Origin of the sequence: Pseudomonas baetica, assembly GCF_002813455.1 — a bacterium.
GTDB lineage: Bacteria > Pseudomonadota > Gammaproteobacteria > Pseudomonadales > Pseudomonadaceae > Aquipseudomonas > Aquipseudomonas baetica.
The window spans coordinates 2,939,101-2,961,133 of the sequence record NZ_PHHE01000001.1 but is presented as its reverse complement, the minus strand read 5'-3'; the positions used below and the strand labels follow the sequence as shown (position 1 = coordinate 2,961,133).

General features: G+C 60.2%; 14 protein-coding genes and 1 pseudogene. 13 read left to right on the top strand and 2 right to left on the bottom strand.

The window, feature by feature from the left end; genetic code table 11:
• Positions 1–53: 53 nt before the first annotated feature.
• Positions 54–1,322 carry a malic enzyme-like NAD(P)-binding protein gene (locus ATI02_RS13365; RefSeq protein WP_095187454.1) on the top strand — a complete coding sequence of 423 codons (1,269 nt, stop codon included), beginning with the start codon at positions 54–56 and terminating at the stop codon, positions 1,320–1,322.
• A gap of 200 nt (positions 1,323–1,522) precedes the next feature.
• Here the strand turns inward: ATI02_RS13365 and ATI02_RS32670 are convergent, their stop codons facing one another.
• Positions 1,523–1,744, bottom strand: a complete 222-nt coding sequence (locus tag ATI02_RS32670) for a hypothetical protein (protein ID WP_238156161.1) — start codon at positions 1,742–1,744, stop codon at positions 1,523–1,525.
• Between ATI02_RS32670 and ATI02_RS13360 the strand changes: the two genes are divergently transcribed.
• A complete protein-coding gene (locus tag ATI02_RS13360) occupies positions 1,667–2,818 on the top strand; it encodes an ISL3 family transposase (RefSeq protein ID WP_244196560.1) in 1,152 nt (383 codons plus the stop codon). The genes ATI02_RS32670 and ATI02_RS13360 overlap by 78 nt on opposite strands.
• A gap of 59 nt (positions 2,819–2,877) precedes the next feature.
• On the opposite strand, the gene ATI02_RS13355 is transcribed toward ATI02_RS13360, so the two are convergent.
• Positions 2,878–5,322, bottom strand: coding sequence for a penicillin-binding protein 1A (locus ATI02_RS13355; RefSeq protein WP_420875208.1), 2,445 nt, complete (start codon positions 5,320–5,322; stop codon positions 2,878–2,880).
• A gap of 218 nt (positions 5,323–5,540) precedes the next feature.
• Here ATI02_RS13355 and ATI02_RS13350 point away from each other — a divergent pair, with 218 nt between their 5' ends.
• From ATI02_RS13350 to hemE, 11 genes and pseudogenes are all read left to right on the top strand, one after another.
• Positions 5,541–6,605, top strand: coding sequence for a pilus assembly protein PilM (locus ATI02_RS13350; protein ID WP_100846509.1), 1,065 nt, complete (start codon positions 5,541–5,543; stop codon positions 6,603–6,605).
• Positions 6,605–7,171 carry a PilN domain-containing protein gene (locus ATI02_RS13345; RefSeq protein ID WP_095187451.1) on the top strand — a complete coding sequence of 189 codons (567 nt, stop codon included), beginning with the start codon at positions 6,605–6,607 and terminating at the stop codon, positions 7,169–7,171. The genes ATI02_RS13350 and ATI02_RS13345 overlap by 1 nt, the downstream gene beginning before the upstream one ends.
• Positions 7,168–7,791 (top strand): type 4a pilus biogenesis protein PilO, encoded by a 624-nt coding sequence (gene pilO, locus ATI02_RS13340; RefSeq protein ID WP_095187450.1) that lies wholly within the window; start codon positions 7,168–7,170, stop codon positions 7,789–7,791. The genes ATI02_RS13345 and pilO overlap by 4 nt, the downstream gene beginning before the upstream one ends.
• A complete protein-coding gene (locus ATI02_RS13335) occupies positions 7,788–8,315 on the top strand; it encodes a pilus assembly protein PilP (RefSeq protein ID WP_095187449.1) in 528 nt (175 codons plus the stop codon). Before pilO ends, ATI02_RS13335 begins: the two co-directional genes overlap by 4 nt.
• 13 nt (positions 8,316–8,328) lie before the next feature.
• Positions 8,329–10,415 (top strand): annotated as a pseudogene (locus ATI02_RS13330) (type IV pilus secretin PilQ).
• A gap of 4 nt (positions 10,416–10,419) precedes the next feature.
• On the top strand, positions 10,420–10,938 hold the full coding sequence (aroK, locus tag ATI02_RS13325; RefSeq protein WP_095187447.1) for a shikimate kinase AroK: 519 nt from the start codon (positions 10,420–10,422) through the stop codon (positions 10,936–10,938).
• A 151-nt stretch (positions 10,939–11,089) separates the two neighbouring features.
• Positions 11,090–12,190: a 3-dehydroquinate synthase gene (gene aroB, locus ATI02_RS13320; RefSeq protein WP_100846508.1), complete on the top strand. Its 1,101-nt coding sequence runs from the start codon at positions 11,090–11,092 to the stop codon at positions 12,188–12,190.
• 10 nt (positions 12,191–12,200) lie between these two features.
• On the top strand, positions 12,201–13,793 hold the full coding sequence (locus ATI02_RS13315) for an AAA family ATPase (RefSeq protein WP_100846507.1): 1,593 nt from the start codon (positions 12,201–12,203) through the stop codon (positions 13,791–13,793).
• Between the two features lie 614 nt (positions 13,794–14,407).
• Complete coding sequence (gene gltB, locus ATI02_RS13300) at positions 14,408–18,853, top strand: glutamate synthase large subunit (protein ID WP_100846505.1); 4,446 nt, start codon at positions 14,408–14,410, stop codon at positions 18,851–18,853.
• A gap of 33 nt (positions 18,854–18,886) precedes the next feature.
• Complete coding sequence (locus ATI02_RS13295) at positions 18,887–20,305, top strand: glutamate synthase small subunit GltD family protein (protein WP_100846504.1); 1,419 nt, start codon at positions 18,887–18,889, stop codon at positions 20,303–20,305.
• Between the two features lie 252 nt (positions 20,306–20,557).
• Complete coding sequence (gene hemE / locus ATI02_RS13290) at positions 20,558–21,625, top strand: uroporphyrinogen decarboxylase (RefSeq protein WP_100846503.1); 1,068 nt, start codon at positions 20,558–20,560, stop codon at positions 21,623–21,625.
• Positions 21,626–22,033: the final 408 nt, after the last annotated feature.

Genomic DNA, 22,033 nt, shown 5'->3' with positions numbered 1-22,033 from the left:
GGCGCGTATCCTCGCTGACCAGTCTGTCCAACAGTAAAAAGCGGAATGCCAAAATGTCTGATCTGAAAACTGCCGCTCTCGAATATCATGCCAATCCTCGTCCAGGGAAGCTGAGTGTCGAGCTCACCAAGGCCACTGCTACCGCCCGCGACCTGTCGCTGGCCTACAGCCCCGGCGTAGCTGAACCAGTGCGTGAGATCGCTCGCGATCCTGAACTGGCCTACAAATACACCGGCAAGGGCAACCTGGTTGCAGTCATTTCCGATGGCACCGCGATTCTGGGGCTGGGTAACCTCGGCCCACTGGCTTCCAAGCCGGTCATGGAAGGTAAAGGCGTGCTGTTCAAGCGCTTCGCCGGCATCGATGTTTTCGACATCGAAGTCGACTCCGAAAGCCCGCAAGCCTTCATCGACACCGTAAAACGCATCTCTATCACCTTCGGTGGCATCAACCTGGAAGACATCAAGGCACCTGAGTGCTTTGAGATCGAACGCGCTCTGATCGAGCAGTGCGACATTCCGGTATTCCACGATGACCAGCACGGCACCGCTATCGTGACCGCTGCCGGCATGATCAACGCCCTGGAAATCGCTGGCAAAACCCTGCCGGAAGCGAAGATCGTCTGCCTGGGCGCTGGCGCTGCCGCCATCTCCTGCATGAAACTGCTGGTGAGCATGGGCGCACGCATTGAAAACATCTTCATGGTTGACCGTACCGGTGTGATCCACTCCGGCCGTGACGACCTGAACCAGTACAAAGCCGTGTTCGCTCACGCCACCGACAAGCGCAGCCTGGCTGACGCTCTGAAAGGCGCTGACGTGTTCGTTGGTCTGTCCGGCCCGAACCTGCTGAGCGCTGAAGGCCTGCTGTCGATGGCTGCCAACCCGATCGTGTTCGCCTGCTCGAACCCGGACCCGGAAATCTCCCCGGAACTGGCGCACGCCACCCGTAACGACGTGATCATGGCCACTGGCCGTTCGGACTACCCGAACCAGGTCAACAACGTACTGGGCTTCCCGTTCATCTTCCGTGGTGCCCTGGACGTTCGCGCCAAGCGCATCAACGAAGAAATGAAAGTGGCAGCCGCCAACGCCCTGCGTGAACTGGCCAAGCTGCCGGTACCACAGGATGTGTGCGACGCCTACGGCGGTGCCCCACTGGAATTCGGTCGTGAGTACATCATTCCGAAGCCAATGGACAAGCGCCTGATCACCCTGATCTCCGACGCTGTGGCCAAGGCCGCCATCGAGACCGGCGTGGCCACCCTGCCGTATCCGAAGAACTACCCGCTGAAAAGCGTGGATGACGTGTTCAACGGCTAAGTCGTTGTAGCGCTTCAACCGAAGCCCCGGCTCGTGAGAGTCGGGGCTTTTTTATGTCTGGCGGTTTTGTGATGTGGCTCACTGCCTCTTCGCGAGCAGGCTCGCTCCCACCTTGAAATGCATTCCCCTGTGGGAGCGAGCCTGCTCGCGAAGGCGTCAGCACAGCCAATATCTCAGATGGCAGGCAATAAAAAGGTTCTTCACGGAATCCCGGGAAACACAGAAACAAGAACGCCGATTTGCTTGATGATGTTCGTGCGAGCAAACACATCTAACAAACCGGCGTTCTTATGCGCGATATTAATACTTTCCTTCCTTTTTGGGAGGGCTTTTCTGTCGTCACGATCAAGCCTGATGGTGATGCCCTCCAGATCGATCTTACACCCCACGCCACCCGATTCCCTTCCTGTGGTGGGTGCCAAAAACCCTGTTCAACCACGCATGAGTATTGCCAGCGAGTCATTCGTGATTTACCCATTCTCGGTCGCGCAGTACGCCTGAGCGTTTTGCTCCGACGCGTTGGTTGCCGCGACTGTGGCAAACGCATGGAGGCCGTCAGTTGGCTGGATCGCTATGCCCGTATGACACGGCGTCTGGCAGAGGCGGTCATTCAAGCCTGTGAACGCCTTCCCACGTTGCACGTAGCGCAGATGTTTGGGCTGCATTGGGAGACCGTTCGGGTGCTGGAGCGTCGAGCCTTGCAAGCAGCATTGAGCGTTTTGCCAAAGGCGCAACCGCGACGTTTGGTGATGGACGAGTTCGCATTGTTCAAAGGTCATCGTTATGCCAGCGTTGTTCTGGATGCGGATACGCGACGGGTGCTGTGGATCGGCGAAGGCCGCAGCCGGGCGGCGGTCAGGCCATTTTTCGAAGAGCTGGGGCCAGAGGGGTGCGCCCGAATCGAAGCGGTGGCAATGGACATGAACACCGCTTTTGATCTGGAGGTTCGTCAGCACTGCCCAAAAGCGCGAGTGGTCTACGATCTTTTCCATGTGGTGGCCAAATATGGCCGAGAGGTGATTGATCGGGTTCGCGTCGACGAAGCCAATCGACTGCGTCACGACAAGCCGGCCCGAAAGATCATCAAGCAAGCGCGTTGGCTGCTCCTGCGCAACCCGCAGAACCTGAAAACACCGGAGCAACAGGTCCGCTTGGAGGATTTGCTGGCGGCCAACCAAGCGTTGATGACGGTCTACTTGATGAAAGCTGAACTCAAAACGCTCTGGACGCCAAGTACCGCCTGGGGCTGGAGATCAGCCTGGAAGCAATGGCTGCGCCACGCTGATGAAAGCGCGATACCGGCTCTGATCCTGTTCGCCAAACGGCTAAAGGGTTATTGGCGGGGAATCGTCAGCCGGGTTCGCTGGCCGATGCACACGGGGCAGTTGGAAGGCATAAACAATCGAATAAAGGTTATCAAACGGATGGCGTACGGTTACCGGGATAGCGAATTCTTTTTCATGAAAATCAAGAGCGTCTTTCCCGGTAATCCGTGAAGAACCAATAAAAAGCCCCGCACTTCTCACGAAGGCGGGGCTTTTTTGCTGCTTCAGAATCAAAACAGATCGATCGGCGCCTGCTCATCCGCCGGCAACGGGCTGCCCGGTGCCGAGCCATTACCCAGCTCATTCACCGAAGGCGGCGTGTCTTCAGCCTTGAACAGCTCGAAATACGCCCCAGGCGTGCTCGGCGTCGCCGCGCGGCCGCTGACCGGATCCACGCGCAGGCTCAGCAACCCTTCCGGCTCAGGCTGGACGTGAGGCGGCTTGTCCTTCAGCGCAGCGCCCATGTAGTTGATCCAGATCGGCAGCGCGACTGTACCGCCGAACTCGCGGCGGCCGAGGCTTTCCGGCTGGTCGAAGCCAGTCCACACCGTGGTCACGTAATCGGCGTTGTAACCGGAGAACCAGGCATCTTTCGATTCGTTGGTAGTACCGGTTTTACCGGCGATGTCACTACGGCCAAGAGCCAGCGCGCGGCGGCCGGTGCCGAGCTTGATCACGTCCTGCAACATACTGTTGAGAATGTACGTAGTGCGCCCATCGACGATCCGCTCGGCCACGGCCGGCGCTTGTGGCGTCGCTGCAGCGCCTGGGGCTTCACCCGGAACCGGTGCGGCGTTGACGGTGAACGACTGCTCGGCCGGCGCGGCGATACCGTCGGTGGCCGAGCCACCCTGCGGTACGGTCGGCGGGTTGGCGACGAACAGCGAGTCGCCGTTACGGCTTTCGATCTTGTCGATGATGTGCGGGGTGATCTTGTAGCCGCCGTTGGCGAACGTGCTCCAACCGGTAGCGATCTCCATCGGCGTCAGGGTCGCGGTGCCCAGTGCCAGCGACAGGTTCGGCGGCAGGTCCTGCTTGTTGAAGCCGAAGCGGGTGATGTAGTCGATGGTCTTGCCCACACCCATCGCCTGCAGCAAGCGGATCGACACCAGGTTGCGCGACTTGTACAGCGCCTCTCGCATACGGATCGGGCCGAGGAAGGTGTTGGTGTCGTTCTTCGGACGCCAGACCTTGTCCAGGTACTCGTCGACGAACACGATCGGTGCGTCGTTGACCAGCGTGGCGGCGGTATAGCCACTATCCAGCGCGGCGCTATAGACGAACGGCTTGAAGCTCGAACCCGGCTGGCGCTTGGCCTGCATGGCGCGGTTGTAGTTGCTCTGCTCGAAAGCGAAACCACCGACCAGCGAGCGAATCGCGCCGTTCTGCGGATCCAGCGATACCAGTGCACCTTGCGCCTGCGGAATCTGGCTGAACTTCAGCGAGTTGTCTTTCTGGCGCTGCACGCGAACCAGATCACCGACCTGTGCCACATCCGACGGCTGGCGCGGGTTGGCACCCATGCTGTTGGTATTGAGGAACGGCCGCGCCCATTTCATGGTATCCCAGGCCACATGTTCTTCACCGGTACGGGTCAGCACTTGCAGGCCGTTCTTGTCGACTTGCGTGACGATCGCCGGTTCCAGGCTGCTGATGGTGCGCTGTTTGGTCAGTTCGGTTGCCCACGCCTCGCGGGTCTTGCCTGGCAGGCGTGACTCTGGGCCACGGTAGCCGTGACGCTGGTCGTAGGTCATCAAGCCTTCATGCAGCGCGGTGTTGGCCATTTCCTGCAGGTTGCTCGGCACCGTGGTGGTGACGCGGAAACCTTCGGTGTAGGCGTCGCTGCCATAGCGACCAACCATTTCGGCACGGGCCATTTCGGCGATGTACGGCGCGTTCACTTCCGGGGTCGGCACGTGATAGCTGGCGTTCAGCGGCTCGTTGATCGCGGCGGTGTAGTCCGCCTCGCTGATCTTGCCGAGTTTGTACATGCGTCCAAGGATCCAGTCGCGACGTTCTTTGCTGCGCGCCGGGTTGGCCAGCGGGTTGAAGCGCGACGGCGCTTTCGGCAGGCCGGCGATCATCGCCATCTGCGCCAGGCTGACGTCACGGATCGACTTGCCGTAATACACCTGCGCCGCCGCCTCGATGCCATAGGCGCGGTTGCCCAGATAGATCTTGTTGACGTACAGCTCAAGGATCTCGTCCTTGGTCAGCTGTCGCTCGATCTGCAGGGCCAGAAGAATTTCGGTGGTTTTGCGCGAGAAGCTGCGTTCGCTGGTCAGGAAGAAGTTCTTCGCCACCTGCATGGTGATGGTGCTGCCGCCGGATTGAATGTGCCCGCTCTTGACCAGTTGGGTCGCGGCGCGCATCAGGCTGCTCGGATCGACGCCATAGTGATTGGCGAAGTTGTCGTCTTCAGCACTTAGTAACGCATTAATGAAATTGGGGGGAATGTCGGCGAAACGGATCGGAGTCCGGCGCATTTCGCCAAACTCTGCGATCAATTTGTTATCGCTGCTGTAGACCCGGAGTGGAATCTGCAACTGAATGCTTCTCAGCGCCTCCACGGATGGCAAACCCGGACTAAGGTAAAGATACGCGCCGCTGAGACCTAAAAGCAGTCCGCAGAAAACGGCGACGATGGACCAACCGAAAAATTTCAGCAAACGAATCAAGGCGTTTGGACATCCAGGGCAAGAATGAATTTGGCGACGGGGTTGCGGCTACACACAGAACGGCCCGCGCTGGCAGTAAAAAGCGGAAAAAAACGCTGGGCATTATAAGCACTTTTCTGCTGGAGGCGTCATTGGCGCTTCTGTCAAGACGGGGTGAAGGAACGCAATGCGTATTACAGAGTCCGTAACTCACGGAAAGTCATAGGGAATTGGTAGTGCTAGGACTCTTCAACAAAAAAGCCAATACGTTACTGGGAATCGACATCAGCTCCACGTCGGTGAAGCTGCTGGAATTGAGCCGTCAAGGCGACCGCTACCGGGTTGAGGCATACGCGGTGGAGCCGTTGCCAGCGAACGCCGTGGTCGAAAAAAATATCGCCGAGCTTGAAGGGGTGGGTCAGGCCCTCAGCCGGCTGCTGGTCAAGGCGCGCACCGGCAACAAGAACGTGGCGGTGGCGGTGGCCGGTTCGGCGGTTATCACCAAGTTCATCGAAATGGATGCGGGCCTGACCGACGACGAGCTGGAAAACCAGCTCAAGATTGAAGCCGACCAATACATTCCCTATCCGCTGGACGAGGTCGCCATCGACTTCGAAGTCCAGGGCGTCTCACCGCGCAACCCCGAGCGGGTCAATGTTCTGCTCGCCGCCTGCCGCAAGGAAAACGTCGAAGTCCGCGAAGCCGCGCTCGCACTGGCCGGGCTCACCGCTCGCGTGGTCGACGTCGAGGCGTATGCGCTGGAGCGCTCGTTCGGTTTGCTCGCGATGCAGTTGGCCGCTTCCCAAGAGCGTCTGACCGTAGCGGTGGTCGACATCGGCGCGACCATGACCACCCTCAGCGTCCTGCACAACGGCAAGATCATCTACACCCGCGAGCAACTCTTTGGCGGCCGGCAACTCACCGAGGAAATCCAGCGCCGCTACGGCTTGACCATCGAGCAGGCGGGGCTGGCGAAAAAGCAGGGCGGCCTGCCCGACGACTACGTCAGTGAGGTGCTGCAGCCATTTCGCGAGGCGCTGGTACAGCAGGTCTCGCGTTCGTTGCAGTTCTTCTTCGCCTCCGGGCAGTACAACGCGGTGGATCACATTCTGCTGGCCGGCGGCACGGCGTCGGTGCCGGGGCTGGACCGGCTGATCGAGCAACGCCTGAATACCCCGACCCAAGTGGCCAATCCGTTTTCCGACATGGCCTTGAGCAGCAAGGTCAACGCCGGGGCTCTGGCCAGTGACGCGCCGGCCCTGATGATTGCTTGCGGGCTCGCGCTCAGGAGTTTCGACTGATGGCGCGGATCAACCTTTTACCCTGGCGTGAGGAGCGCCGCGAAGAGCGGCGCAAACGCTTCCTGCTGACCTTGATCGGGGTGGTGGTCGGGTCGGTCGGCGCCGTATTCATTGCCGATCAGATCATCAGCAACGCCATCGCCCGGCAAGTGGCGCGCAACGATTACATCAGCAAGCAGATCGCCGTGGTCGACGAGCGGATCAAGCAGATCAGCGAGCTCAAGGCCCACCGTCAGCAACTGGTCGAACGCATGCGCATCATCCAGGACTTGCAGGGTAACCGGCAGGTCAGCGGGCGGATCTTCGATCAACTGGCGCGTACGTTGCCCGGTGGCGTGTATTTCACTGACGTGAAAATGACCGGCAAAACCCTGTCGATCAGCGGGGCGGCGGAATCGAACAATCGTGTCTCCGAGTTGATGCGCAATCTGGACGCGTCCGACTGGTTCGATGCGCCGAGCCTGAACGAAGTAAAAGCGACCTCGGCCGATCAACTGGAGCAAGCCAACGTATTTCAACTGACCGTTCGTCAGACCCAGCCCAAGGCCCTGGAGGACGAGCCATGAAGCCGTCCGAATGGCTGGATAGTCTGCGCAACATCGACTTCAACGACCTGGACACCAGCAACATCGGTTCCTGGCCGGCGGCCGTGAAAACCATCGCCGGAGCGTTGTTGATGGTGTTGGTGTTGGCGCTTGGCTACAACTTTTTCATCAGCGACATGGAAAACCAGCTCGACGCCAAACGCGAGGAGGAGGCCACACTCAGGGAGCAGTTCGCCAGCAAGGCGCGGCTGTCGGCAAATCTGGAGCTGTACACCCAGCAGATGAAGGAGATGGAGAACACGTTCGGCGTTTTGCTGCGGCAATTGCCCAGCGACACCGAAGTGCCAGGCTTGCTGGAAGACATCACGCGTACCGGTCTGGGCAGTGGTCTGGAGTTCGAAGAGATCAAACTGCTGCCGGAGGTTGCTCAGCAGTTCTACATCGAACTGCCGATCCAGATCACCGTCACCGGTGCCTATCACGACCTCGCCACTTTCGTCAGCGGTGTGGCCGGGTTGCCGCGCATCGTCACCCTGCATGACTTTGAACTGGCCCCCGCCAGTAAGGAGGGCGGGCCGAAACTGCGAATGAGCATCCTCGCCAAGACTTACCGCTATAACGACAAGGGGCTGCAAAAATGACCCCGATTCGTTATTTCGTCCTGTCGTTGGCGCTGCTGGCATTAAACGGTTGCGGTGGCAGCGATGACGTCAGCGACCTCGATGCCTACATGAATGAAGTGCGCCTGCGTCCGGCAGGGAAAATTGAACCAACCCCGACATTTCGGTCTTACCCGACATTCACTTACAGCGCCGCCAACCTGCGCAGTCCGTTCTCGCGCCAGGTGCGCGTTGATCTGGCCGGGCAGAAACAGGGCTCGCGCAACGTCAAGCCCGACCCCAACCGGGTCAAGCAATACCTCGAGGGTTTCAACATCGAGCAGTTCGAGATGGTCGGCACCATTGGCAACACCTCCGGTTCTTTCGCGCTGTTGCGTGGAGCGGGTGGAGTGCATCGCCTGAAGGTTGGCGATTACCTGGGGCGTAATGACGGGCGCATTGTTGCCATCAGCGCCACCCAGGTTGATGTGGTCGAAATCGTGCCTGATGGCGATGGCGCCTGGCTGGAGCGTCCGCGCACCATTCCTTTGAAAGAGCACTCATAGTGGAAGTCGAATAATGAACAGGATTTTCTCCACCCTCGGTTTTTCGCTATGGATAGCGCTGTTGTCGCCGATGGTACTCGCGGCCAACCTGAAAACGCTGAGCGTGGCGGCGTTGCCGGGTGACCGCGTCGAACTGAAGCTGTCGTTCGACGGCCCGCCGCCGCAGCCCAAGGGCTACACCACCGATTCGCCGGCACGGATCGCGCTGGATTTGCCCGGTGTGGCCAGCCAGTTGGCCAACAAGAATCACGATCTGGGCAGCGGCAATGCGCGCACGGCCACCGTTGTTGAAGCCAAGGACCGGACGCGGCTGATCGTCAGCCTCACGCAGTTGGCGCCTTATGACACGCGGGTTGAAGGCAATAATCTGTTCGTGGTGGTGGGGCAGGGTGCGCCAGCCGCCGCGCCGCGCCGCGCCCCGCTGCCGTTACGGCGCCTCGCGCGGCCACGGCAGCGACGCCCGCCAAGGCGTTTGTGCCAAAGACCAAAGCCATTCGCGGCGTAGACTTTCAACGCGGCACGGCGGGTGAGGGCAACGTGGTCATCGACCTGTCCGACCCGACCATCGCCCCGGACATTCAGGAGCATGACGGCAAGATCATCCTCAGCTTCGCCCGCACACAACTGCCCGACAAGCTGCGCGTACGCCTCGACGTCAAGGATTTCGCCACGCCGGTGCAGTTCGTCAACGCCGCCACCACTGGCGACCGCGCGATCATCACCGTTGAGCCCAGCGGCACGTTCGATTACTCGACTTTCCAGACCGACAACAAACTGACCGTCAGCATCCGGCCGATCACGGCGGACGACCTGCAAAAACGCAACGCCGACCGTCAGGCCTATGTTGGCGACAAGCTGTCGCTGAACTTTCAGGACATCGACGTGCGCTCGGTGCTGCAACTGATCGCCGACTTCACCAATCTCAATCTGGTGGCGAGCGACACGGTGCAGGGTGGCATCACTTTGCGTCTGCAAAACGTGCCGTGGGATCAGGCGCTGGATCTGGTGCTGAAAACCAAAGGGCTGGATAAACGCAAGATCGGCAATGTGCTGCTGGTGGCGCCGGCCGATGAAATCGCCGCCCGCGAGCGCCAGGAACTGGAGTCGCAAAAGCAGATCGCCGAGCTGGCGCCATTGCGCCGAGAACTGTTGCAAGTGAATTACGCCAAGGCAGCGGACATCGCCAAGCTGTTCCAGTCGGTGACCAGTGCCGAGGCAAAAATCGACGAGCGCGGTTCGATCACCGTCGATGAGCGGACCAACAACATCATTGCCTACCAGACCCAGGATCGTCTCGACGAGCTGCGGCGGATCGTGGCGCAACTGGATATTCCAGTGCGTCAGGTGATGATCGAGGCACGGATCGTTGAAGCCAACGTCGATTACGACAAGAGTCTGGGTGTGCGCTGGGGCGGTTCGGTGCAGAACAAGGGTAACTGGAACACTTCCGGGGTCAGCAATGGCTCATCGACCACCATCGGCACGCCGGGCAGCACCAGCACCAACTCGCCGTTCGTCGATATGGGCACCGTCAATAACACCTCGGGGATCGGCATTGCCTTCATCACCGATAACGTTTTGCTCGATCTTGAGCTGACCGCCATGGAGAAGACCGGCAACGGCGAAATCGTCTCGCAACCGAAGGTGGTCACCTCCGACAAGGAAACCGCGAAGATCCTCAAAGGCACCGAGATTCCCTATCAGGAAGCCAGCTCCAGTGGCGCCACGTCGGTGTCGTTCAAGGAGGCGTCGCTGTCACTGGAAGTGACGCCGCAGATCACCCCCGACAACCGCATCATCATGGAGGTCAAGGTCACCAAGGACGAACCCGACTACTTGAACAAAGTGCAGGATGTACCGCCGATCAAAAAGAACGAGGTCAACGCCAAGGTGCTGGTTAACGACGGCGAAACCATCGTGATTGGGGGCGTTTTCTCAAATACTCAAAGCAAGGTCGTAGATAAGGTGCCATTTCTTGGCGATGTGCCGTATCTTGGCCGCCTTTTCCGGCGTGATGTGGTTTCGGAGAAAAAATCCGAGCTGCTGGTATTTCTCACTCCGCGTATCATGAATAACCAGGCGATTGCTGTGAGTCGTTGATTCTGTGCGAAATTTGATTCTTGTAGGACCGATGGGCGCTGGAAAAAGCACCATCGGCCGATTACTGGCCAAAGAGCTGCGCCTGCCGTTCAAAGATTCCGACAAGGAAATTGAACTGCGCACGGGCGCCAATATCCCGTGGATCTTCGACAAGGAAGGCGAGCCCGGCTTTCGTGATCGTGAGCAGGCGATGATCGCCGAGCTGTGCACGTTCGACGGCGTGGTGCTGGCGACCGGCGGTGGTGCGGTAATGCGTGAGGCCAATCGCAAGGCCCTGCATGAGGGCGGGCGCGTGGTGTATTTGCACGCCTCCGTCGAGCAGCAGGTCGGCCGCACGGCTCGCGATCGCAATCGGCCGCTGCTGCGCACCGCCAATCCCGAGAAAACCCTGCGCGACCTGCTCGCCATCCGGGATCCGCTCTATCGGGAAATCGCCGATCTGGTGGTGGAAACCGACGAGCGGCCGCCACGTATGGTGGTGCTCGACATTCTCGACCGCCTGGCGCAGCTTCCACCCCGTTAAAGCATCGCCCGAAATGCGCTATCCTCGGCGTCCTGTCACAGCCGGTCGAGGTTGTGGCGGATGGCGTGCGAGCGGCGTCATACCCGCTACAGGCCGCAGACAACCAATAATTCAGGGCAGGACGCCTGCTTCATCTTCACTGTGGGGACACATGCAGACACTCAAGGTCGATCTAGGCGAGCGCAGCTACCCGATTCATATTGGCGAAGGTTTGTTGGATCAGCCCGAGCTGCTGGCTCCGCATATCCATGGGCGGCAAGTGGCAATCATCTCCAACGAGACCGTTGCGCCACTCTATCTCGAACGTCTGACTCGCAGCCTTGCGCAGTTCTCGGTGATCTCGGTGGTGCTGCCGGACGGCGAAGCCTTCAAGAACTGGGAAACCCTGCAACTGATCTTCGACGGTCTGCTGACCGCCCGTCATGACCGCCGCACCACCGTGATCGCCTTGGGCGGCGGTGTGATCGGCGACATGGCCGGTTTCGCCGCTGCCTGCTATCAGCGTGGCGTCGATTTCATCCAGATTCCTACCACATTGCTGTCCCAGGTCGATTCGTCGGTGGGCGGCAAGACCGGGATCAACCACCCGCTGGGCAAGAACATGGTTGGCGCGTTCTACCAGCCGAACGTGGTGCTGATCGATACCGCGTCCCTGAAAACCCTGCCTGAGCGCGAGCTGTCGGCGGGTCTGGCGGAAGTCATCAAGTACGGTCTGATCTGCGACGAGCCGTTCATGACCTGGCTCGAAGACAATGTCGACGCCCTGCGTGCGCTGGATCAAAAAGCCCTGACGTACGCCATCGAGCGTTCCTGCGCAGCCAAGGCAGCGGTGGTCGGCGCCGATGAGAAGGAAGCCGGCGTGCGCGCCACGCTCAATCTCGGCCACACCTTCGGCCACGCCATCGAGACCCACATGGGCTATGGTGTCTGGCTACATGGAGAGGCGGTCGCCGCTGGCACCGTGATGGCGTTGGAAATGTCCGCGCGTCTGGGCTGGATCAGCGAGCAGGAGCGCGATCGCGGCATTCGTCTGTTTCAGCGCGCCGGTTTGCCGGTGATCCCGCCTGCAGAGATGAGTGAAGCTGATTTTCTCGAACACATGGCTATTGATAAAAAAGTGATCGACGGTCGTCTGCGCCTGGTGCTGCTGCGCCGGATGGGCGAAGCGGTAGTGACCGACGATTATCCGAAAGAGGTTCTACAGGCCACGCTGGGAGCGGATTACCGCGCCCTGGCTCAGCTTAAAGGTTAATAAGATTCCGATGACTAGTTTGCATGCCGACGAGGCGTTTCTCGGCCATTTCCAGTTAAGTCACGACCCCTTCGCGCCGCGGGTGCCGGGCTTCAAATTCTTCCCGGCCCAGCGCAAGCCAGTGCTGGGCCAGCTGCATCATCTGGCGCGTTACAGCCAGTTGTTGCTGGTGGTGACCGGCCCACAGGGCAGTGGCAAGACTTTGCTGCGTCAGGCACTGGTGGCCAGCACCAACAAGCAATCGGTGCAGAGCGTGGTGGTTTCCGCGCGCGGTGCCGGCGATGCGGCGGGCGTGCTGCGTCAGGTGGCTCAGGCGCTGAACGTGGCGCAGGCTGACGTTGGCGCGATTCTGGACCAGGTGGTGCAGTTGGCGCTGACCGGTCAGGAAGTCTATCTGCTGGTGGACGACGCCGAGCAGCTCGACGAGTCCGCCCTCGAGGCGCTGATGGCGCTGGGTGCCGGCGCGCCGGAAGGTCGCCCCCATGTGTTCCTGTTCGGTGAGTCGTCGCTGATCGCTCAGCTTGAGGCTTTGCACCTTGAGGAAGAGCGTTTCCACGTCATCGAACTGCAGCCGTACACTGAAGAAGAGACCCGCGAGTATCTCGACCAGCGGCTTGAAAGCGCGGGCCGGGGTGTCGAACTTTTCACCGCGGATCAGATCTCTGATATTCACGAAAGCTCCGAGGGTTGGCCCGGTAATATCAACCAGGTCGCTCGCGATGCTCTGATCGAAGTCATGATTGCCAGCCGCTCTGCGGTGAAGCGTCCAAGTATGGGGTTCAACATGCCGAAGAAACACGTATTGGCGATTTCCGCCGTCGTTGTGGTCGCGGTCGCCGCCGCCTGGCTGATGCCGGGTCGCAACAAGGCACCAACCACTGGCGCACCGGCCAACGAACAGGCACAACTGCCATTGGGCCAGGGCGCTGCGAATGGCGGCGCGCCGAACGTCGAGTTCGCCGGCAACACGCAGCCGATGCCGTTGCCGCTGGTCGGCAATTCGCAACCGGTCATGCGCGGCCCGTTGGCTGAAGCCGCTGGCGGAATCACCGAAGGCGACGACGGCGTGCCACTGGAAGGCTCCAGCGATACGCCGCCAACCGTGACCACTTCCGCGCCACCGGCAGGCGTTCCGGCCGGTCCTGCACCGACGCCGGTTCCAGTCCCGGCTGCCAAGCCTGTGCCTGCGCCGACGCAAATCGCCACCGCCAAGCCTGCTCCGGCAGCGCCAGCGGCGAAACCGGCTCCAGCGCCGGCCAAACCAGTCGCCGCCGCCAAACCGGCCGAGAAGCCGGTTACCGTGGCCAAAGCCGCCGGTGGCAGCTGGTACGCCGGTCAGCCGACGAGCAATTACGTGGTGCAGATCCTCGGCACCAGCTCCGAAGCGGCCGCGCAAAGCTTTGTCAAGGAGCAGGGCGGCGAGTACCGTTATTTCAAGAAAGTCCTCAACGGCAAGCCTCTCTACGTGATCACCTACGGCAACTTCGCCAATCGTGATGCGGCTGTTTCTGCCATCAAGGCCTTGCCAGCGAAGGTTCAGGCTGGTAAACCTTGGCCTCGTACTGTCGCTAGCGTCCAACAGGAACTGGCAACAACTCGCTGAAGATTCGGCGGCCTTACCCAGGCCGCCTCTCCAAGCACCTCAAAATTTCTACGAGTGCGCGCCGCCTCCAGGGACGGTTGGCGCTTGCTGACGACCGCGACGCCGCCCCATTTTTTGCTGGGCAAGGCGCGAGGAACGCAGTTTGGTTTTTCCAAATAAGTTCCGAGCAACGCTGCCCAACGAAAAATGGGGCGCGTCCCTTCGGGTTGCGCGCCAACGTGTGCGAGGCTGCGTTGCGGGATTTGCCAAGGGAACAACCATTGGCAGCATCCCGCGCCTTGCCTCGCACACGTTGGCGTGCAACGCGGTTCGCCAGCAAGCGCCAACCGTCCCTGCGGCCGCGTGCCTTGTGGTGTCTGCGTCACAGTAGTCTTTGAGTCGTTGCGGTCAAAATTAAAAAAGTTTTGACTAGCACAGCAGATCGCTTTAAACCTTTCACAAATGCGACATAGATTTGCGACAGTTCGTCGTCAAATTTGTGAGCGTCTGTGTCGCTGTGTACAATGACCACCCTTTTGCCCCCGCTAAGCCGGCGTACGTTCGGCGCGGATCGCAAGTGGTTGAATTGAAAAGAAATTTGCCTCGAAAAGAGGCAGCCTGGTGAGAAAGTGTCTATGAAAGCAGGTCTGTACCAACCAGATGAATTCAAGGATAACTGCGGTTTCGGCCTGATAGCCCATATGCAGGGCGAACCCAGTCATACCCTATTGCAAACGGCCATTGAGGCCCTGACCTGCATGACCCACCGCGGTGGGATTAACGCCGACGGCAAGACCGGTGACGGTTGCGGTCTGCTGATTCAAAAGCCTGACGCGTTCCTGCGTGCGATTGCCCAGGAAGCCTTCAGCGTCGAGCTGCCTAACCAATACGCTGTGGGCATGGTCTTCTTCAACCAGGATCCGGCCAAGGCCGAAGCCGCTCGCGAGAACATGAACCGCGAGATCCTCGCTGAAGGCCTGCAACTGATCGGCTGGCGCAAAGTGCCCATCGACACCAGCGTCCTCGGCCGCCTGGCCCTTGAGCGTCTGCCGCAGATCGAACAGGTGTACATCGGCGGCGAAGGCCTGAGCGATCAGGACATGGCGGTCAAGCTGTTCAGTGCGCGTCGTCGTTCGTCGGTGTCTAACGCCGTCGACTCCGACCACTACATCTGCAGCTTTTCGCACAAGACCATCATCTATAAAGGCCTGATGATGCCGGCCGACCTGGCCGCGTTCTATCCGGACCTGAGTGACGAGCGCCTGCAAACCGCGATCTGCGTGTTCCACCAGCGCTTCTCCACCAACACCCTGCCGAAATGGCCGCTGGCCCAGCCATTCCGCTTCCTCGCCCACAACGGCGAGATCAATACCATTACCGGTAACCGTAACTGGGCGCAGGCCCGTCGGACCAAGTTCACCAACGATCTGATGGATCTTGAAGAGCTCGGCCCGCTGGTCAACCGTGTCGGTTCCGACTCCTCGAGCATGGACAACATGCTGGAGCTGATGGTCACCGGCGGCATCGACCTGTTCCGTGGCGTGCGGATGATCATTCCGCCTGCGTGGCAGAACGTCGAAACCATGGACCCGGATCTGCGTGCGTTCTACGAGTACAACTCGATGCACATGGAGCCGTGGGACGGCCCGGCCGGCGTGGTCATGACCGATGGTCGTTACGCGGTGTGCCTGCTCGACCGTAACGGTCTGCGCCCGGCGCGCTGGGTCACCACCACCAACGGTTTCATCACCGTTGCGTCGGAAATCGGCGTCTGGAACTACCAGCCGCAAGACGTCATCGCCAAGGGCCGTGTCGGTCCGGGGCAGATCCTTGCCGTGGACACCGAAACCGGGCAGGTCCTCGACACCGACGCGATCGACAACCGTCTGAAATCCCGTCATCCGTACAAGCAATGGCTGCGCAAGAATGCCCTGCGCATTCAGGCGACCATGGAAGACAACGATCACGGTTCGGCTTTCTACGACGTCGATCAGCTCAAGCAATACATGAAGATGTATCAGGTCACGTTCGAAGAGCGTGATCAGGTACTGCGTCCGCTGGGCGAACAAGGCTATGAAGCCGTGGGTTCGATGGGCGACGACACGCCGATGGCTGTGCTGTCCCAGCGCGTGCGCACGCCGTACGACTATTTCCGTCAGCAGTTCGCGCAGGTCACCAACCCGCCGATCGACCCGCTGCGTGAAGCGATCGTGATGTCGCTGGAAATCTGCCTCGGTGCCGAGCGCAACATCTTCCAGGAGTCGCCGGAACACGCCTCGCGCGTGATCCTCAGCTCGCCGGTCATTTCCCCGGCCAAGTGGCGCTCGCTGATGAACCTCGACCGCCCGGGTTTCGAGCGGCAGATCATCGACCTCAACTACGACGAAAGCGTCGGCCTCGAAGCGGCCATCCGCAACGTCGCCGATCAGGCTGAAGAAGCCGTGCGCGCCGGGCGTACCCAGATCGTTCTGAGCGACCGTCATATCGCCCCGGGCAAACTGCCGATCCACGCTTCGCTGGCCACCGGTGCGGTACACCACCGCCTGACCGAAAAAGGCCTGCGCTGCGACTCCAACATCCTCGTTGAAACCGCTACCGCGCGCGATCCGCATCACTTCGCGGTGTTGATCGGTTTCGGTGCCTCGGCGGTCTATCCGTTCCTGGCCTACGAAGTGCTGGGCGACTTGATCCGTACCGGTGAAGTGCTGGGCGACCTCTACGAGGTGTTCAAGAACTACCGTAAGGGCATCACCAAAGGTCTGCTGAAGATCCTGTCGAAGATGGGCATCTCGACCATCGCCTCGTATCGTGGTGCGCAGTTGTTCGAAGCCATCGGCCTGTCCGAAGAAGTCTGCGAGCTGAGCTTCCGTGGCGTGCCGAGCCGCATCAAAGGCGCGCGTTTCGTCGACATCGAAGCCGAGCAGAAAGCACTGGCTACCGAAGCCTGGAGCCCGCGCAAGCCGATCCAGCAGGGCGGTCTGCTGAAATTCGTCCACGGTGGCGAATATCACGCCTACAACCCGGACGTGGTAAACACCCTGCAAGCCGCCGTGCAGCAGGGCGACTACGCCAAGTTCAAGGAATACACCTCGCTGGTGGACAACCGCCCGGTGTCGATGATCCGCGACCTGTTCAAGGTCAAGACCCTCGACACGCCGCTGGACATCAGTGAAATCGAACCGCTGGAATCGGTGCTCAAGCGCTTCGACTCCGCCGGCATCTCGCTGGGCGCCCTGTCGCCGGAAGCTCACGAAGCCCTGGCCGAAGCCATGAACCGCCTCGGCGCGCGCTCCAACTCCGGCGAAGGCGGCGAAGACCCGGCGCGTTACGGCACCCTCAAGAGCTCGAAAATCAAGCAGGTCGCGACGGGCCGTTTCGGCGTGACGCCGGAATACCTGGTCAACGCCGAAGTGCTGCAGATCAAGGTCGCCCAAGGCGCCAAGCCAGGCGAGGGTGGGCAACTGCCGGGCGGTAAAGTCAACGGGCTGATCGCCAAGCTGCGTTATGCAGTGCCGGGCGTAACCCTGATTTCGCCACCGCCGCACCACGACATCTATTCGATCGAAGACTTGTCGCAGCTGATTTTCGACCTGAAACAAGTCAACCCGAAGGCACTGGTTTCGGTGAAGCTGGTAGCAGAAGCAGGCGTCGGCACCATCGCTGCCGGTGTGGCCAAGGCCTACGCGGACTTGATCACCATCTCCGGCTACGACGGTGGCACCGGCGCTTCGCCGCTGACCTCGATCAAATACGCCGGCGCACCGTGGGAGCTCGGCCTCGCCGAAACCCACCAGACCCTGCGTGGCAACGACCTGCGCGGCAAAGTCCGGGTGCAGACCGACGGTGGCCTGAAAACCGGCCTCGACGTAATCAAGGCAGCGATCCTCGGCGCCGAAAGCTTCGGCTTCGGCACCGCGCCAATGATCGCGCTGGGTTGCAAATACCTGCGCATCTGCCACCTGAACAACTGCGCCACTGGCGTCGCGACTCAGAACGAGAAGCTGCGCAAGGATCACTACATCGGCACCGTCGACATGGTGGTGAACTTCTTCACCTACGTCGCCGAAGAAACCCGTGAGTGGCTGGCCAAGCTCGGCGTGCGTTCCCTCGAAGAGCTGATCGGTCGTACCGATCTGCTGGAAATCCTTGAGGGCCAGACCGCCAAGCAAAACCACCTGGATCTGACGCCGCTGTTGGGCAGCGATCACATCCCGGCGGACAAACCTCAGTTCTGCGGCGTTGAGCGCAACCCGCCGTTCGACCAGGGCCTGCTGGCCGAGAAAATGGTCGATCTGGCGACGTCGGCGATCAACGACATGAGCGGTGCCGAATTCGACCTGGACATCTGCAACTGCGACCGTTCGATCGGCGCACGGATCTCCGGCGAAATCGCGCGCAAGCACGGCAACCAGGGCATGGCCAAGGCGCCGATCACCTTCCGCTTCAAGGGCACTGCCGGGCAGAGCTTCGGCGTGTGGAACGCCGGCGGTCTGAACATGTACCTGGAAGGCGATGCCAACGACTACGTCGGCAAAGGCATGACCGGTGGCAAGCTGACCATCGTGCCGCCCAAGGGCAGCGTTTATAAGACTCAGGAAAGCGCCATCATCGGCAATACCTGCCTGTACGGCGCTACGGGTGGCAAGCTGTTCGCCGCCGGCACCGCAGGCGAGCGTTTCGCCGTGCGTAACTCCGGTGCCCACACCGTTGTGGAAGGCACTGGCGATCACTGCTGCGAGTACATGACCGGTGGTTTTGTCGCTGTTTTGGGCAAGACCGGTTACAACTTCGGCTCTGGCATGACCGGTGGTTTCGCCTACGTGCTCGACCAGGACAACACCTTCGTTGACCGGGTCAACCACGAACTGGTGGAAATCCAGCGGATCAGCGGCGAAGCGATGGAGGCTTATCGCAGCCACCTGCAAAACGTGCTGAACGAGTACGTCGCCGAAACCGACAGCGAGTGGGGTCGTGAACTCGCCGAGAACCTCGATGACTACTTGCGCCGTTTCTGGCTGGTCAAGCCGAAGGCTGCCAACCTGAAATCGTTGCTTTCCAGCACTCGTGCCAACCCGCAGTGATATGCGCCTGAAGAGTTTGATGAGGTTTTAACAATGGCTGAACGTCTGAATAACGACTTCCAGTTCATCGATGTCGGGCGCAAAGATCCGAAGAAGAAACTGTTGCGTCAACGCAAGAAAGAGTTCGTCGAGATCTACGAACCGTTCAAACCCCAGCAGTCGGCCGACCAGGCCCACCGCTGCCTGGGTTGCGGCAACCCGTATTGCGAATGGAAGTGCCCGGTGCACAACTTCATTCCCAACTGGTTGAAGCTGGTGGCCGAGGGCAACATCCTCCAGGCCGCCGAGCTGTCGCACCAGACCAACACCCTGCCGGAAGTCTGCGGCCGGGTGTGTCCGCAGGATCGTCTGTGCGAGGGTGCCTGCACCCTTAACGACGGCTTCGGCGCGGTGACCATCGGGTCGGTCGAGAAGTACATCACCGACACCGCGTTCGCCATGGGCTGGCGCCCGGACATGTCCAAGGTCAAACCGACCGGCAAACGTGTCGCGATCATCGGTGCAGGCCCGGCGGGTCTGGGTTGTGCCGACGTGCTGGTGCGCGGCGGCGTGACCCCGGTGGTGTTCGACAAGAACCCGGAAATCGGTGGTCTGCTGACCTTCGGTATCCCCGAGTTCAAACTGGAAAAGACCGTGCTGAGCAATCGCCGCGAAGTCTTCACCGGCATGGGCATCGAGTTCCGCCTCAACACCGAGGTCGGTAAAGACGTGACCATGGAGCAACTGCTCGCCGAATATGATGCGGTGTTCATGGGCATGGGCACCTACACCTACATGAAGGGCGGTTTTGCCGGTGAGGATCTGCCGGGCGTTTACGACGCGCTGGACTTCCTGATCGCCAACGTCAATCGCAACCTGGGCTTTGAAAAGTCGCCGGAAGATTTCGTCGACATGAAAGCCAAGAAGGTCGTGGTTCTCGGTGGCGGCGACACGGCGATGGACTGCAACCGCACCTCGATCCGTCAGGGTGCCAAGTCGGTGACCTGCGCCTATCGTCGTGACGAAGCGAACATGCCCGGCTCGCGCAAAGAGGTGAAGAACGCCAAGGAAGAAGGCGTGAAATTCCTCTACAACCGCCAGCCGATCGCCATCGTTGGTGAAGACAAGGTCGAAGGCGTGAAAGTCGTCGAGACCCGTCTCGGCGAACCGGACGCCCGTGGCCGTCGCAGCCCCGAGCCGATCCCGGGTTCCGAAGAGATCATCCCGGCCGACGCCGTGGTCATCGCTTTCGGTTTCCGCCCGAGCCCGGCGCCGTGGTTCGAGCAGTTCGAGATCCAGACCGACAGCCAGGGCCGCGTCGTTGCGCCTGAGCAAGGTCAGTACAAGCACCAGACCAGCAACCCGAAAATCTTTGCTGGTGGCGACATGGTGCGCGGTTCGGACCTGGTGGTGACGGCGATCTTCGAAGGCCGTAATGCGGCTGAAGGGATTCTGGATTACCTGGGCGTCTAAACCCGGCTCCTGAGCCAAGCGCAATAAACTTGTGGGAGCGAGCCTGCTCGCGAAAGCGGTCTGTCAGCCAACTTAAATGTTGGATGTGCCGGCCTCTTCGCGAGCAGGCTCGCTCCCACAGTTGTTTTGCGTGCTGCAAAAATCTGCATTCCAACGCAATAAATTGACCCGATAGACAAAAGGCTGACCTGCATCCGTGCCTTTTGTGTCGCGCTCTGAGAAAATGCCCGCACTTTTTTTCCGGATGCCGACATGACTGCCCTGAAGAACGACCGTTTCCTCCGCGCCCTGCTCAAGCAACCCGTAGACGTCACCCCCGTGTGGATGATGCGTCAGGCCGGCCGCTACCTGCCGGAATACCGCGCCAGCCGTGCCCACGCCGGTGACTTCATGAGCCTGTGCATGAATCCGGAATTCGCTTGCGAAGTCACGATGCAACCGCTCGACCGTTATCCACAACTGGACGCGGCGATCCTGTTTTCCGACATCCTCACCATCCCCGATGCCATGGGCCAGGGCCTGTACTTCGAGACCGGTGAAGGTCCGCGCTTCAAGAAAGTCGTCAGCACCCTGGCCGACATCGAAGCCCTGCCGATCCCTGATCCGCACAAAGACCTTGGCTACGTGATGGACGCGGTCAGCACCATCCGCCGTGAACTCAACGGTCGTGTGCCGCTGATCGGTTTCTCCGGCAGCCCGTGGACGCTGGCCACTTACATGGTCGAAGGTGGCTCGTCGAAAGACTTCCGCAAGACCAAGGCGATGCTCTACGACAACCCGCAAGCCATGCACCTGCTGCTGGATAAACTCGCGCAGTCGGTGACTTCGTACCTCAACGGCCAGATCATGGCCGGCGCGCAAGCTGTGCAGATCTTCGACACCTGGGGCGGCAACCTGTCGGCGGCGGCGTACCAGGAGTTCTCCCTGGCCTACATGAAGAAAATCGTCAGCGGCCTGATCCGCGAGCACGACGGTCGCAAAGTGCCGGTGATCCTCTTCACCAAGAACGGCGGTCTGTGGCTGGAAAGCATCGCCGAGGCTGGCGCCGACGCACTGGGCCTGGACTGGACCTGCGACATCGGCAACGCCCGCGCTCGCGTTGGTGACAAGGTTGCCCTGCAGGGCAACATGGACCCGACCGTGCTCTACGCCAAACCGGAAGCGATCCGCACCGAAGTCGGGCGCATTCTGGCCAGCTACGGCAAGGGCAGCGGCCACGTGTTCAACCTCGGCCACGGCATCACGCCTGAAGTCGATCCGGAGCACGCTGGAGCGTTCTTGCGTGCGGTGCATGAGCTGTCGGCGCAGTATCACGAGTAACTGACACAGTGGTTGTTGTTTGCCCTGCCCCGGAATCGGGCAGGGCAATTGATTCAATGTTCCTTCGTTGTCCTCCTCGCTTCCCTCTCTCTCCCTCTCTCTCCCTCTCTCTCAGTATTGATCGGGTGCGTATGCGTCCGGGACGTCTGACGTCTGCCGGTTTTCTCCTCATCTGCTGAATAAAAGCACGCCATTGACGCGAACAAAGTGCTTGCGTCGTGTGATGAATCTCTCAAAACATTAATGGCCATTAATATTATTAGTCGTAAGTTTTTAGTTGTTGGTCGGCACTATCTGGAATGTTTGTTTGAATAAGGAAGTTTGCAGTTTTCAGGTGGGTAGTGAAGTAACAGTTATCAGGTTTATAAAAATCCTATTGATTCGGTCGGTTATTTTTAGCACTTGAAA

Excerpts from the sequence above, each read along its gene's own strand:
- ATI02_RS13345 (WP_095187451.1), top strand. The coding sequence starts at position 6,605 with ATGGCGCGGATCAACCTTTTACCCTGGCGTGAGGAGCGCCGCGAAGAG.
- pilO (WP_095187450.1), top strand. The coding sequence starts at position 7,168 with ATGAAGCCGTCCGAATGGCTGGATAGTCTGCGCAACATCGACTTCAAC.
- hemE (WP_100846503.1), top strand. The coding sequence starts at position 20,558 with ATGACTGCCCTGAAGAACGACCGTTTCCTCCGCGCCCTGCTCAAGCAA.
- aroB (WP_100846508.1), top strand. The coding sequence starts at position 11,090 with ATGCAGACACTCAAGGTCGATCTAGGCGAGCGCAGCTACCCGATTCAT.
- ATI02_RS13335 (WP_095187449.1), top strand. The coding sequence starts at position 7,788 with ATGACCCCGATTCGTTATTTCGTCCTGTCGTTGGCGCTGCTGGCATTA.
- ATI02_RS13295 (WP_100846504.1), top strand. The coding sequence starts at position 18,887 with ATGGCTGAACGTCTGAATAACGACTTCCAGTTCATCGATGTCGGGCGC.
- gltB (WP_100846505.1), top strand. The coding sequence starts at position 14,408 with ATGAAAGCAGGTCTGTACCAACCAGATGAATTCAAGGATAACTGCGGT.
- ATI02_RS13365 (WP_095187454.1), top strand. The coding sequence starts at position 54 with ATGTCTGATCTGAAAACTGCCGCTCTCGAATATCATGCCAATCCTCGT.
- ATI02_RS13315 (WP_100846507.1), top strand. The coding sequence starts at position 12,201 with ATGACTAGTTTGCATGCCGACGAGGCGTTTCTCGGCCATTTCCAGTTA.